The sequence below is a fragment of the Brevibacillus jepli genome (genome assembly GCF_047229145.1).
GTDB lineage: Bacteria > Bacillota > Bacilli > Brevibacillales > Brevibacillaceae > Brevibacillus.
Genome location: NZ_JBFEFW010000001.1, coordinates 303,410 through 315,527, shown reverse-complemented (window position 1 = coordinate 315,527; position 12,118 = coordinate 303,410). Strand labels below are relative to the sequence as shown.

Sequence of the window (12,118 nt, the reverse complement as noted above, 5' to 3'; positions counted from 1 at the left end):
TAATCTCAATCTGGCATTCCGATTTCTGTCTTTATATTTTGTTTGATTTTTCTGAATTTATAAGCGAGAAAAATGGCTCTTGTGAAAAGATCGATGGCTATCGAGATCCATACGCCTGCAATTCCCATTTGAAAATGAATTCCTAACAAGTAAACACCTATGACGCGAATCACCCACATGCCGATGGCCGTGCTGTACATTGGGCTTTTCGTATCTCCAGCTCCTTGCAAGGCCCCCGCTAACACTACTGCCACAGCTAAAGCTGGTTGGGCAAATGCATCGATACGCAAGGCCGTCACCACCATATCAATTGCATTTTGATCTGAGGTAAACCAACTGGCTAACCACGGTGAGAATAGAAACATCAACAGCCCAATGATTGACATGAGTACGACCGCTATCCAGGTGGTAAGCATTCCGTATTGGTAGGCATCTTCTCTGCGGTTGGCTCCCAAGCTCTGTCCCACAAGTGTTGTTGCCGCGACAGCTAATCCATAGCCGGGCATGTAAGAAAAACTCTCGATTGTACCAGCTATCGTATGAGCCGCGTACGTATCGGTGCCCATTCGGACAATCAGGCCAAAGTACAGGACTTGACCAAGACGCATAATGATTCTTTCTACAGCAGCTGGTAGGGAAAGTTTGAGTAGAGGAGCATTGTATGATTTCCCGTTAGTATCGGTGGCTGTTCGAAGTGAAAACGCCATTTTTGATCGCTGAATGTATACAAAAAGTACAATGGTACCGATGATTCTCACAATAACTGTCGCCCAAGCTGCTCCAGCAACCCCTAAGGACGGAACGATCCAGAATCCAAAAATGAAAAGATAATCCAAGACGATATGGAGAATATTAATCCACCAGCTGACCTTCATCGGTGTCTTGGTGTCACCAGCTGCCCGAAGGATGCTTCCAAAAATGAGCATGAGTGAAATAAAAACGGAGGGTACTGCTACAATGCGTAAATACATGGCCCCATCTGCTAGTACCTTAGGTTCAGCACCCATTAGACTTAGCAGCGGTTCTGCAAAAAGCAACGTAATGAGGCCGAAGATCATACCCGCCAGTGCAGCTAACAAAGTGGACTGTCGGGCAAGCACTTTTGCTTTTTCAAAATCACCTGCCCCGACACTTCTGGCAATCAAGGATGAGGTCCCGATCCCTAGTGCCATAAAAATAGCCAAGTATACGGCTAACACAGTATTTGCAATACCGACGGCTGTAACTTCGGCCAATCCTAGCTTTGATACAAAAAGAGTATCTACGAACCCTACAGCTGTTTGTAAGATGTTTTCGATAATCGCAGGTACTGCTAAGGCAAGAATGAGCTTTATCTTTTGCTTCGATGATTGTCCTTCATTTCCTATGACATGTCCCGTCATACAGATCAGCCTCTCATCGGATAAAGTGGTCCAATGCTTTTTTTATATCAGCCAAAACAGGCTCTTCCCCACCGTGATGAACAGCCTCGATCAGACAGCTTTCAATATGATCGTTAAAAATGACTTTTGAAACACTATCGAGCGCCTTTCTCGCAGCAGCAATTTGCAGAAGCAGATCTGGACAATCACGGCCCTCCTTCGCCATTTCTTTTATGGCACGTACATGCCCTTCGATTCGTGCAAGGCGATTGACAACCTGTTTTCGGTACTTATGCTCATGCGTATGCTCATTCACTCGCTCACCCCCTTTTCATTCATTGTATCCCCCTGGGGGGGTTATTTCCAGTTGTTTAGATAAGAATTTTCAGATTTTTCCCCAAAGATTCTTACCATAGAAATCTGTAAGTGTTTATCGTGAGATCATTGATGAAACATTTTTGTGCTCCTAAAATCGTTCACCATCAGAGGATGCTGTAAACCTCTCGAAAGTCGCTTGACCAAAGTGGAAAAAGGCGTGCACATAGTGGATGCAAGCCGAGTGATCGTATCCGTGATTAGAGATTACACCCGATGGTTCACGTGTTTATGTGACAAATATTTATCAGAATACTGTCTCTGTGATCAACATCGCAACCAATACCAAAATCCTCCCCCGAATCCCCGTCGGTGACTTCCCCTTCGCTATCGCAATCACTCCGAACTGCGTCCATTGCACTCGTCGAAATCTATCGAATAAAGCTCAAAAAATCCAACATAAAGGAAGAATAGGCAGACCATTAGTCTGCCTCTCGTTCTATTTCTTTGTCTCATTTTCTTTCATGTGAATGAGCTGTTCCGTTTCCACATCATAATTTCCTATCTCATTTTTGGGATCATTCTTATATCCCCATACAGATACTTTCTTGGCGTCTCCCTCCACTTGCTCCCATGCTGAATCATCCACAATCACGAAAATATCAGCATAGCTACGTCCATCCCCAATGATTACATTTCCTTGAAAAGAGAGCTTGTTCGATCCAATTGTTAGATTCGTTGTTTCATTTTTAGCGAAGTATACCCCTTCGCTGTTTGCGATCAGTGGCAGCGCACTAAGTGGTGTCGTGTTATTTTTCTCATCCACTTTTCTAAGCAGTTCCTTTTCGAGTAGCGATTGAGCCATCGATTTGTTCATGACCATCGCGTTTTGTTCTCCTGCAGGAACGATTTTCACACTATAAGTATCAGTCACGGTCACGTCTTTGGACTGTTTGGCTAACGCGTTATTTATTTGCTGTTCCGTTCCGTATAAGATAATCCCATTTGCGTCCTGTGAGCATCCTGTAAACAAGACGGCTGCAAAAAGCAAACTTACACCAAGACCAAATTTTTTGCGTAATTTCATGATGACTTTCCCCTCTCTCTTACTAGCTAGCCTACTATCCACCTACTGGAGTCGAGGCAACTATTACTATAATGGTCTATAGAGACATTTACCATCGACTTTCCTTACATATCCACTTACATTTTTGTAAGTATCGTTATACAAAAAAGTCATTTTCTTTTATAATTACAAATACTCCCTTTTGGCATTGGAAGGGAAAGCTGTTTTCAAAATGGACCTCGAGGGGGGTGTACAGATGGCGAATCTTCTCAATTTGCCACATACCGCAGCGGCTCATGCAAAGCCTAGGAATAGTAAGGCGATACTTTGCATGAGGTGGTCTTACGTTTAATCGAATCATCGCCTTCATTTGCGTATCTCATTTCCTATTTCTTGGCTTTGCCCCTTATTTTCGTATTCATAAATAAGGAGCGAGCAGAAATGAAGTGTGTGAAAGCAAATTTAATCCTTCCTGAATCGTTACTGGCAGAAATTCAAAAGTACGTGCAAGGAGAAACCATTTATATTCCGAAGACAAAAGTAGCCCATCAAAAATGGGGCACGCGTACTGGCGGAAGAAAACTATTAGATGAGCGCAATACGGCAATCAAAAGCAGCTTTCAGGCCGGGTCGTCCATTTCTCAGCTAGCGGAGAAATACTTTTTGTCTACAGAGACGATAAAAAAAATCGTATACACCAGATAGACGCTCAAAAAGCACTGACAACCCTTCCATTCAGGGTGTCAGTGCTTTTCTCGTATGGCGAGTTTGTTTACGAAATGTCTTCTCCCTTTCTCACCCACAACAAACCCTTTAAAGTAAAGAAAAGCCCCATCCAACAGACAAGACAGGAGGAACCTAAACATGGAGCCTTTTATTCATACGCATCACTATCATTTTATTAAATCTCGCGTTCAAGCAATTATGAACGCCTATGCGACCAGTACAGATGTCAACGTCATACGTGCTCGTAAAGAAATCGCCCACGAAGAAATTTTTCAGTTGTTTCCGAGCATCACACCAGAACAAAAAGAGCTTTTGCAACCGATTGACACGATCAAAGAAAAAGCGGAGGGTAAGCAGTTCTTGCATCTACTCTCATCCTTTGTGATCCCATTCCCTGCTCCCACAGAGTCTTCGATCAAGAAACTCTTCCCGAAAGTAAAAAAGCTAAAAGTCCCGAATTTAACTGAGATCAATTTTTCAGAGATTTCCTATATAAGCTGGCTAGATACCGCGACGGACAAGAAATATATTATCGCCAACCATGAAGGAAAACTGATTGGCATTCACGGACAGTTTACAAGCATGAATAAAAAAGGCGTATGTGCGCTCTGTAATCGCTTTGAGGAAATTGGCATGTTCGTTCTTGAAGCCAAAGGCTCCAGTGATGGCACATATTTAAAAAAAGGAAACTACATTTGCCAAGACAGCGTGACATGCAATCAAAATATCATTTCGCTAGATAAGCTGCACGATTTTATTGCGCTCATGGTCAAATAATCTGTATGCCAAAATGAAAACAGCCGCCTGCTCTCGAAGCCAGGCGGCCTTATCTATTCTATTTGATCTTACTTGACCTCAATCAGAATCTCTTCGAGTCGATCCCAAGTTTGGGTAACGCCTTCGAGCATGCCCATATCCATGACAGTCTTAAGCGCTTCTGCGGACACATATTCAGCACGGTTCACCAGCTTCGTCTTGCCGCCCAAATCGATGAATTCCAGCGTGACCTCAGTCGATGGCATGGTATCGTTTGAATTGCCTTCTGCATCTGAAAAGTAATCCGTATAGACGATCTTCTCTGGCTCGACAATTTCCTTATAAACGCCTTTGCCCCATGATTCCATGCCGAAATATTCTCCCATGCTCTGATCGACACATTTCATGCAGTAGTGCCAAACACCACCCGGTCGGAAATCGATGTTACAAACCGGAAGCTCCCAGCCTTTCGGTCCCCACCAACGCTTGAGATGCTCAGGCTCTTTAAACATCTTGAACACGAGATCTTGGGGAGCGTCGAACACACGCTCCAATACCAGCACTCGATCATTCTCTACCCTCGAAACCATTGCGCTTTTTGCCATTGAAAATTCCTCCTCATCGATTTGAATAATCTCATGAATTGTCCTTGTTCTGCAGTTCCCGCAAGTAGTCATCCAGTTGATCGAATCTGTCCTCCATAACGCGCTGGAAGGACCTCACCCAAGAATCAAGCGCTTGGAATGGTTCTGGCTGTAGCTTGTAAATCCGGCGGTTGGCTTCGGCTTTTACTTCCACGATCCCGTTGTCACTGAGCACCTTCAAATGCTTCGAGGCTTGGGGCTGCCGAATCCCTAGTCGATCAGCGATTTCCCCCACAGTTAAAGCTCCGTCGCGCAAGAGCTCGACGATTTTCATACGATTTGGTTCAGCCAAAGCAGCGAGCGTCGCCAAGTCCATGCACGGATTTTTCCCAGACATGTCACTCACCCCGTTACATGATGGACTTTCCGTTCATCTCATCCCCTTTAGCTATATGCTTATCATTTCTTAACCCAAATATACTCGATAAGGAATATTCCTGTCAAGGAATATTCAAAAGAACTTCAATGCCCTTTATTGGTTTGGATTAGTGATTGATCAATAACTATGGCTTACCATTCATTTCATAGATGTGCGATTCTGCAAATGTTGGATCGTTGCTGTAATCCCCTGCTCGAACTGCGTCGCTGGAATCGGTCCGATTAGCCGATTATATTTTTCTCTGCTTAGGATTAATGGTTCTTCGGTTAAGTAAAGCATCTCGACAACTTCCTTCATCACGGGAATGAACATACCGAGTAAAGACAATCCTATTTTCCCGAGAGGAATGACAGGTTTCGCAATGCCACTAGCCTTTTGAGCAATTCTTACAATTTCTCTGCCGGATATGATACCTGAACCCGGGATGTTCCAGTTTTGGCCATAGGCAAACTCTCTGCTGGCCAGTTCTACAATCATCTTCGCCGCATCGGGTAAGTAAACATATTCACGAGGAACATGCATATTGCCAATGAAAAACGCCGGTTTGCCAGCCGCGATCGACTCGAGCGTCGATCCCAAATACGATGCTTGATTGGCAGTTGGTCCGTAATAGTCCGGCAATCTGACAATCATCGTCTGCACCTGATTCCAATCGCTACTGAACAGCATTTGCTCAAATGCCAGCCGGATCTTTCCTTTCTTCGTGTGCGGGTGCTTTGGATGCTCCTCCGTCACTATGTCCATCTGCTTTCTCCCGTATGGATAAATGCCGTCTACTGCGACAACCTTCAAGCCTCTCTGGTTGGCAGCCTCCATGATGACTTCACCTAATGGTATCAGCTTGCTTACCATCTCGTTATACGGCACGTTTGCACAATGACCCCCTGTTGCCCCCACTACTATGGCTTTTTTCATTTTCTTCGATTGTCTATCGACCTTGCTAATAATCGGGAATGCAATCGAACTCTGTAACCGATCAAAGTAGAGATGAGCCGTACATATCGTCCTGTAGATTTTGGACCCATCCCTGCCAAGAGGCCAATTATATTCGACTGTTACTTTTTTCCATATTCCCTCGTCTTGCTAACTGTATCTAGGATACTGATCACGGGAGGCAAAAAAAATGAAGAACAAAACAACATGTCTTATCCTTTGGTTTAGCCAGAGCGTATATGTGCTCTACTTATTTGCTTGGCTCCTTACTGTAGCATTCACTGCTTTTCTTTTGCCGGAAAATGAAAATGATACAAGTGCATTGCCGCAAGTTTTCTATGCGGTACTCATTTATCCATTTGCTTTGCTCGTTTCAGCTATTGGCAGTTGGGTTGCCTATCACAAACATAATTTCAAAGTAAGTTACTGGCTGAATTCGATTCCTTTGCTTTGGATTATTCCGATGACACTGCTTTTTATTTTGTTCATTGTCGCTGTTTGATTTTACTAATGCGGCACTACATTCGATTTTTAGCTAAACCATGGAGTGAATTTCTTTTAAATTTTTCCATTAAAAGAAGGTATTTCCATTTTTTCTTTGAATTTATCATACGTATTTTATTTATTGCACTCATATGGAGGAGAAAGATTATGAAAAGCTTGGTAAGAAGTTTCGGTATTTTCGTCCTGGCATCATCGTTCTTAATCGTACCTTCACAAGCAGCAGAAACGAATACGGGAGCAAAGGGAAAAAATAATATCGCCCGAGCAACAAATGTCTTTGAAGGTAACTGGCAGTATGGTGATACGTTAGTAGTAGCTTACGATACATTCATGCCAAATGGTTGGATTTCTATCGAAAGAGAGCCACACCGTGGAGGGACACTTGGATATGAAGTAGCCAAATACATTGTTGGTGCTCCGTATGGTGCGGTGGAAAGAAGCTATAGCTTTAATGTACCTTCCGGCTGGGTCGTAATCGGTAGAGGTTATAACAGTAAAAGACAAGCTTATATCGATATAAAAAATGAGACGAAAAAACGATACCAGCCTAATGAGCTGGAGAATAAATGGATAAGTACCAGTCAGCCCGTACCTTATGGCTGGGTCGTCGTAGGGGTAAATCTCTATGAAAAACATATTGTCAATATAAGCAATGTGCCTACTCAATCAAGCATTGAAGTTCTCAAGCATCCCTCGCCATCCTTTTCTTTTGAAATACCAAGAGGCTGGGAGGTTACCGAAGACGGAACACATTCACGGATCATCACGAGAATGTACTAAAGCTCGAACTCAAAAATTTGAGCGTCGTTCGCTGGTCCATCAATGTTTGCTGTTATCAAGCACCTCACCTTATTGGGTGAGGTTTTTTTGTAATAATCAGATGCTCATTTCACATAAACATTCATTGTGCCCCACATTTCACCCCCAAAGAAGAGGACCACATTGAAGTAACAAATGGAGTCGTCACAAAAATGACTGAACAGTACGTCCCCTAATTACTAGCAGCGCTCCCTTTTTGGGAGGTTTTTCTTTTTTCTATTTGCGTAATAAGCTATCAGGGAATAAAAACGCTTATAAAATCTATCGGTGTATCATCATTCCACTCTTTCTGGGGTACAAAGTGTATCCCTTGAACACACGGTATATGAAATCTCCACCACATGGTGTCTTGTAAAAAATCATCATCTATTTCATAGTCGATTTCCCCTTTTAACTCCGAAAGCACTGTTTCAATTCCAATTAATTCTTGATACTTCCCCTTATAGTTATTCATGGCATAGATAGAATAGAGCCCTTGCTCTTTACTCAAGTGAAACCAGAAATCATCGCTTTTGATTGAAATAATTTCAGCACGTGCCCACTCACATGTATATTCAAAATTCAAATGCTTTTCTAGCGTTTCCAGATCTCATCCCAGTATTGGTTAGATAACCACTGTTAAACATCCACTCTAGTTTCTGTTTAAGAGCTTCAGCCACCTTAAGCCCCCTATCTTCCTGAGCAATTTGTTATGTTTTGCATGCCCAAATTTTTCACTATATGTGATATCGCCCTTACATCGTTCCCCAAATTGCATAGCTTGAGTTTGGGGTTGTTCCTCATTCTCAGATAGGGGTGATATCAATGGGATTTTTTGACGATAATTTTTCTTTAGTCTTAGTTCTTTTCGTTTTATTAACAATTGTTGCCTGCAGTTGTGATGATTGCTAATATCAGTCCAATGCTAAGGGCGGCTAAGCTGCCCTTTCTTACCCATTTTTACGATAATATGGGAAAAGGCCCCGTATCTCCAGAAGCTTTTCAACAATTATTTAATTGGATTACTATGTTCTCTTATTATTACATCTTGCCCCTGATTCTTGTAGGATTGCTCAGCATGATATCCTTTGCAACAATGATTGGAGTAGCTCAACCAGCTACTCCCTTTTATTTTCAGAATATATGGCGTTCCTGCGCGTATACTTTTTTTGGAAATATAACTTTCGAGGGGGAAGATTTATGAAAAAGCTTACTCTGTTCGGTATTGCTGCTGCTTTATTACTGTCTCTTTCATTTCCTGGTGTTAGCAACGCAAAAGAACAACATGTACCATGTGAAGCTGATGGGTATTGCGGATGGCCAACCTATAACGCTTAAAAAAACAATCAAAGAAAGACTGATAAGCACCCAGTCATGATAAGAATGCTGATTGGATTGGCATTTGCTTTTTGGTTCTTTATTCTTTGGGCCGGAAAATCACTTCTCTCAAGCGATACTCCCGTAACGATTTCGACCGGTGACACGATCCTTTTCTCGCTCAGTTATCTCGTTTCTACGGTAGTAGCTCTTACCTATGTCAGGTTCACGCATAATGGTAAAGTACATATCTTCCTGTTTATCCCTACATTACTGTGGGGACTTTCTACTGCTCAAGTATTTACCCACCATTTTCATCCTTATGATACGGTGATGAGTGTTATTGGCTTACTAGGATCTGGAATTATCATGTTCTATTCCATTTTGAAGCAGAAAAATGCTCGTCATTTTCGAGGATGAGATGGCGGATGCTTATTACCTTTTGCCACTTGCTCCAAGTTGGCAGCCTTGTTCCCTATAATTATCTTTAGTTCGTGTTTTTAGAAATTGATCAGAATTGATACAAAGGGGTGTAATAGGTATGAAAAAACAGCTTCTCTCTATTGCTATTCTCGCTTTACTTATCTCTGCCGCACCTGCATATGCTTCCTCATCTACCCATGCTCAAGTACAAGATGAACCAACCACTGCATCCACGGAGCAAACAAAAGAACAACCATTCACAAAATACTACTACCTTAATCCTGGCCAGTTAAGCGAGAAAGAAGCGATTTATTTAAAAAAAGGGCAGGAGCTTCGTATTAGCCCCAAAGGTAGCTTCGCTAATTACACAGTCTATAATGATCAAAATACACAGATTTGGAGCGGTACGACAGGTATCATTATTAAAGCTAAGGAGGACGGATATCGCTACGTACAATTTCAAGCCCCATATTCCTATGAGGATCAAAATGTTATCGTCGCTACTTATACGATTCAGTAAAAAATATACATGTTAGCCCGTCCTGATAATGAAGACAGGTACGGTCGTCCTGCTATGATTACCGATTTACTTATGGGCAATGTCTCCACTCTCAGCTTGGAGATGTACGCTTGAAGACTTTTACCAAAAGATATGAAATGAGCAATTTGTAAACAAACTAACTGTTCTTATAGTCACCTACCGAAAATAATATGGTAATACGTGGAAAACATATCTTCCTTGGAGGTGATTACCATGTTCAAAAAACTTCTTAAAAAGTTAGGTTCAAATCATCCATCGGAGCCTTGCGGAGATTCATGCATCATATATCATGGCTACTGTCTCTGCCCTTGATTATCTGTATGAAAGTTCTAGATAGGCTGTCCCAAAAGCCATGAGAGTGGCGAGGGATGGTCTTTTTTTCACTCTAGTCATTCAGCTGCTTATGCGTTCAAAAAGTGTGATTGTCGTGACCCCTCCCCTGCGCTCTAATTTCCCCTCTATACGTCGGGTATATTTTCGATTAGAATAGATCAGTACTATTCTGCTATCGGTAGAATGTCAAAATCTTTCACAGGTTTACCCTGCATTATTGGAGGCTTTTACTACTAACATGAACAGTCAACCACAAACCAACGTCAAAATCGTCACAGCCGATCCTAGCGCGATCGGACTGTTCGGACTGGCTATCGTTACGTTCGTAGCTTCATCTCAAAAGCTTGGGCTGACAGAAGGTCTTGGACTTGTGATCCCTTGGGCAATCTTCCTCGGTGCTTTTGCCCAGCTCTACGCATCTATCCTCGATGCGAAGCACAACAACACATTCGGGACGACCGCTTTTGGCGCGTATGCGTTCTTCTGGTTCGCGACAGCAAGCAGCTGGCTTGTGAAGCTCGGCGTATTCGGTGAGACTCTCGCTGCTAACGCTGACGGCGCACAGCTCGGCTTTGCTTTTGCAGGATATCTCATCTTCTCCATTCTCATGACGATTGGAGCAATGGAGACTCATAAAGTATTGTTCTTTATCTTCGTACTTATTGACGTCCTGTTCGTGGGTCTGACTTTTGATGCTTTTGGCATCGCTTCTGGAGTATTCAAACCAATGGCTGCTTATGCTGAGATGGGAATCGCTCTTCTCTCCTTCTACGGTGCAGGTGCAGCTGTCCTAAATATTCATTTTGGTAGGGTATTCCTTCCTGTCGGTCGTCCGTTCGGGATTTTCAAAGCTCGTTCTTAATTCGTTAGCCGCTCACCTCGCCGATCCGCGTTGGAGCGGCTTTTTCTATTGCGTCCAATTCCAGAGGAAAACATGAATGAGCACTGAAACAATTTTGCTACGTAGCCGTATTCCTTTATGAGGTGACACAATTGCCATTATTCGCCACTATTTGGTTTTTATCAGTTGCTACATGTATCTATATGGTTTTTATAGCTGATTCCCCTGGTCATGTTGATAAGTGGATTGAAATGTTTGCAATCGTCACTTCCAAAATGATGTGGTCGGATATTAAAAGATGGTTGGCATTAAGAAAGAGTGGGACCTTATAACCGATAATTCTAAAACCTTATCCTCATAAATACTTCGCTTTCTCCTTCATCTCAAAACTAAATGAATGGAATTTTCGCACCTTTTTAGCCACGCAAAAGCATCCCCTAAAATATTCATTGTTTTTAAATCTAGGGTGTTTTTCCAATGTCTACTACAAGGAGTGCAAATCAACATCACTTTCTCTTACCTATACAAAATTACCGTTGTGTTAGAAGAAACCAGTAAATTAAAATCAAGTTATCCTTTGCAAGAAGATGGTGATTATGGATTGTACTGCTTCGAAGAAATCTCGGAATTCATATTCGCAGAACGAAAACACTTATTTTCATATCCTGATCTTGTCATTTATCATCCTGGACATTATGCAGAATTAAATGATCAAATTATTCACTTTTATAAACAAGAAGGCTTTTCGAAGATTACTTTATCTTCTGCTCCCAATCGATTCATGAATGGAAAGTCAGAATATGAGATGTTCAGACCTATCCTTGTGGAGGGCGGTATCCCCGAAAATGACATTATTCACATTACAAAAGGTAGTACCATCGACGAAATTGTCAGATACTCATTTCAAATCCCACTTCAGCAATCAATACCGTTCAAGAACGTCCTTTTAGTCGGAAAAGCCTTTTTTATGAGGCGTTTCTTAATATTAGGTGAAAAGTATGCTCCGGAAGGTACCATTCTTGATGTCATGGGTCTAACTGATGATAGAGGCATTGAAAAGAGTAACTGGGCGGATACTGAACCTGGAAAAAATAGAGTGATCGGAGAGCTGGAAAGAATATCATGCTTGTTGAGAGGGACTATTTCATAATCCTTTTTACATTTCTATCCAGAATGAACAA

Annotated in this window: 17 protein-coding genes and 1 pseudogene; 11 read left to right on the top strand and 7 right to left on the bottom strand. The window is 42.2% G+C overall.

Features of this window, described 5'->3' with window-relative positions; all coding sequences use genetic code 11:
• Positions 1-5 precede the first annotated feature (5 nt).
• Entirely contained in the window at positions 6-1,382 is a 1,377-nt protein-coding gene (locus tag AB1L17_RS01580; protein WP_412843007.1) for an MATE family efflux transporter, read from the bottom strand.
• A 13-nt stretch (positions 1,383-1,395) separates the two neighbouring features.
• On the bottom strand, positions 1,396-1,677 hold the full coding sequence (locus AB1L17_RS01575) for a metal-sensing transcriptional repressor (RefSeq protein ID WP_412843008.1): 282 nt from the start codon (positions 1,675-1,677) through the stop codon (positions 1,396-1,398).
• Positions 1,678-1,942: 265 nt separating this feature from the next.
• On the opposite strand from AB1L17_RS01575, the gene AB1L17_RS01570 reads away from it, so the two are divergent.
• Positions 1,943-2,206, top strand: a complete 264-nt coding sequence (locus AB1L17_RS01570; protein ID WP_412843291.1) for a hypothetical protein — start codon at positions 1,943-1,945, stop codon at positions 2,204-2,206.
• Here the strand turns inward: AB1L17_RS01570 and AB1L17_RS01565 are convergent.
• Positions 2,176-2,763 carry a lipoprotein BA_5634 family protein gene (locus AB1L17_RS01565; RefSeq protein ID WP_412843009.1) on the bottom strand — a complete coding sequence of 196 codons (588 nt, stop codon included), beginning with the start codon at positions 2,761-2,763 and terminating at the stop codon, positions 2,176-2,178. The genes AB1L17_RS01570 and AB1L17_RS01565 overlap by 31 nt on opposite strands.
• A gap of 420 nt (positions 2,764-3,183) precedes the next feature.
• On the opposite strand from AB1L17_RS01565, the gene AB1L17_RS01560 reads away from it, so the two are divergent.
• Positions 3,184-3,447 carry a CD3324 family protein gene (locus AB1L17_RS01560; RefSeq protein WP_412843010.1) on the top strand — a complete coding sequence of 88 codons (264 nt, stop codon included), beginning with the start codon at positions 3,184-3,186 and terminating at the stop codon, positions 3,445-3,447.
• Positions 3,448-3,606: 159 nt separating this feature from the next.
• On the top strand, positions 3,607-4,245 hold the full coding sequence (locus tag AB1L17_RS01555; protein WP_412843011.1) for a FusB/FusC family EF-G-binding protein: 639 nt from the start codon (positions 3,607-3,609) through the stop codon (positions 4,243-4,245).
• Positions 4,246-4,313: 68 nt separating this feature from the next.
• Here AB1L17_RS01555 and AB1L17_RS01550 read toward each other — a convergent pair whose 3' ends face one another.
• The 3 genes and pseudogenes from AB1L17_RS01550 to AB1L17_RS01540 all read right to left on the bottom strand — a co-directional run.
• Positions 4,314-4,829 (bottom strand): SRPBCC domain-containing protein, encoded by a 516-nt coding sequence (locus AB1L17_RS01550; protein WP_412843012.1) that lies wholly within the window; start codon positions 4,827-4,829, stop codon positions 4,314-4,316.
• 31 nt (positions 4,830-4,860) lie between these two features.
• Positions 4,861-5,205, bottom strand: coding sequence for an ArsR/SmtB family transcription factor (locus AB1L17_RS01545; protein ID WP_412843013.1), 345 nt, complete (start codon positions 5,203-5,205; stop codon positions 4,861-4,863).
• A gap of 180 nt (positions 5,206-5,385) precedes the next feature.
• Positions 5,386-6,126: pseudogene (locus AB1L17_RS01540) on the bottom strand (NAD-dependent epimerase/dehydratase family protein); the annotation flags it as partial.
• 244 nt (positions 6,127-6,370) lie between these two features.
• On the opposite strand from AB1L17_RS01540, the gene AB1L17_RS01535 reads away from it, so the two are divergent.
• On the top strand, positions 6,371-6,682 hold the full coding sequence (locus tag AB1L17_RS01535; protein ID WP_412843014.1) for a hypothetical protein: 312 nt from the start codon (positions 6,371-6,373) through the stop codon (positions 6,680-6,682).
• 149 nt (positions 6,683-6,831) lie between these two features.
• Positions 6,832-7,464, top strand: coding sequence for a hypothetical protein (locus AB1L17_RS01530; protein WP_412843015.1), 633 nt, complete (start codon positions 6,832-6,834; stop codon positions 7,462-7,464).
• Positions 7,465-7,738: 274 nt separating this feature from the next.
• On the opposite strand, the gene AB1L17_RS01525 is transcribed toward AB1L17_RS01530, so the two are convergent.
• Positions 7,739-8,068 carry a hypothetical protein gene (locus tag AB1L17_RS01525; RefSeq protein WP_412843016.1) on the bottom strand — a complete coding sequence of 110 codons (330 nt, stop codon included), beginning with the start codon at positions 8,066-8,068 and terminating at the stop codon, positions 7,739-7,741.
• A 239-nt stretch (positions 8,069-8,307) separates the two neighbouring features.
• Here AB1L17_RS01525 and yjcZ point away from each other — a divergent pair, with 239 nt between their 5' ends.
• The 6 genes from yjcZ to AB1L17_RS01495 all read left to right on the top strand — a co-directional run bounded on the left by yjcZ (position 8,308) and on the right by AB1L17_RS01495 (position 12,087).
• Entirely contained in the window at positions 8,308-8,394 is an 87-nt protein-coding gene (yjcZ, locus tag AB1L17_RS01520) for a sporulation protein YjcZ (protein WP_412843292.1), read from the top strand.
• A gap of 288 nt (positions 8,395-8,682) precedes the next feature.
• A complete protein-coding gene (locus AB1L17_RS01515; protein ID WP_412843017.1) occupies positions 8,683-8,820 on the top strand; it encodes a hypothetical protein in 138 nt (45 codons plus the stop codon).
• 36 nt (positions 8,821-8,856) lie between these two features.
• Positions 8,857-9,219, top strand: a complete 363-nt coding sequence (locus tag AB1L17_RS01510; RefSeq protein WP_412843018.1) for a hypothetical protein — start codon at positions 8,857-8,859, stop codon at positions 9,217-9,219.
• Between the two features lie 121 nt (positions 9,220-9,340).
• Positions 9,341-9,742, top strand: coding sequence for a hypothetical protein (locus AB1L17_RS01505; RefSeq protein WP_412843019.1), 402 nt, complete (start codon positions 9,341-9,343; stop codon positions 9,740-9,742).
• A gap of 592 nt (positions 9,743-10,334) precedes the next feature.
• Entirely contained in the window at positions 10,335-10,958 is a 624-nt protein-coding gene (locus tag AB1L17_RS01500; RefSeq protein ID WP_412843020.1) for an acetate uptake transporter, read from the top strand.
• A gap of 472 nt (positions 10,959-11,430) precedes the next feature.
• Positions 11,431-12,087, top strand: coding sequence for a YdcF family protein (locus tag AB1L17_RS01495; RefSeq protein ID WP_412843021.1), 657 nt, complete (start codon positions 11,431-11,433; stop codon positions 12,085-12,087).
• Positions 12,088-12,118 lie beyond the last annotated feature (31 nt).

What these genes read in the sequence shown, in the direction of transcription:
- AB1L17_RS01580 (WP_412843007.1), bottom strand. Translation starts at nt 1,382, where the DNA reads ATGACGGGACATGTCATAGGAAATGAAGGACAATCATCGAAGCAAAAG.
- AB1L17_RS01565 (WP_412843009.1), bottom strand. Translation starts at nt 2,763, where the DNA reads ATGAAATTACGCAAAAAATTTGGTCTTGGTGTAAGTTTGCTTTTTGCA.
- AB1L17_RS01560 (WP_412843010.1), top strand. Translation starts at nt 3,184, where the DNA reads ATGAAGTGTGTGAAAGCAAATTTAATCCTTCCTGAATCGTTACTGGCA.
- AB1L17_RS01555 (WP_412843011.1), top strand. Translation starts at nt 3,607, where the DNA reads ATGGAGCCTTTTATTCATACGCATCACTATCATTTTATTAAATCTCGC.
- AB1L17_RS01550 (WP_412843012.1), bottom strand. Translation starts at nt 4,829, where the DNA reads ATGGCAAAAAGCGCAATGGTTTCGAGGGTAGAGAATGATCGAGTGCTG.
- AB1L17_RS01545 (WP_412843013.1), bottom strand. Translation starts at nt 5,205, where the DNA reads ATGTCTGGGAAAAATCCGTGCATGGACTTGGCGACGCTCGCTGCTTTG.
- AB1L17_RS01535 (WP_412843014.1), top strand. Translation starts at nt 6,371, where the DNA reads ATGAAGAACAAAACAACATGTCTTATCCTTTGGTTTAGCCAGAGCGTA.
- AB1L17_RS01530 (WP_412843015.1), top strand. Translation starts at nt 6,832, where the DNA reads ATGAAAAGCTTGGTAAGAAGTTTCGGTATTTTCGTCCTGGCATCATCG.
- yjcZ (WP_412843292.1), top strand. Translation starts at nt 8,308, where the DNA reads ATGGGATTTTTTGACGATAATTTTTCTTTAGTCTTAGTTCTTTTCGTT.
- AB1L17_RS01515 (WP_412843017.1), top strand. Translation starts at nt 8,683, where the DNA reads ATGAAAAAGCTTACTCTGTTCGGTATTGCTGCTGCTTTATTACTGTCT.
- AB1L17_RS01510 (WP_412843018.1), top strand. Translation starts at nt 8,857, where the DNA reads ATGATAAGAATGCTGATTGGATTGGCATTTGCTTTTTGGTTCTTTATT.
- AB1L17_RS01505 (WP_412843019.1), top strand. Translation starts at nt 9,341, where the DNA reads ATGAAAAAACAGCTTCTCTCTATTGCTATTCTCGCTTTACTTATCTCT.
- AB1L17_RS01500 (WP_412843020.1), top strand. Translation starts at nt 10,335, where the DNA reads ATGAACAGTCAACCACAAACCAACGTCAAAATCGTCACAGCCGATCCT.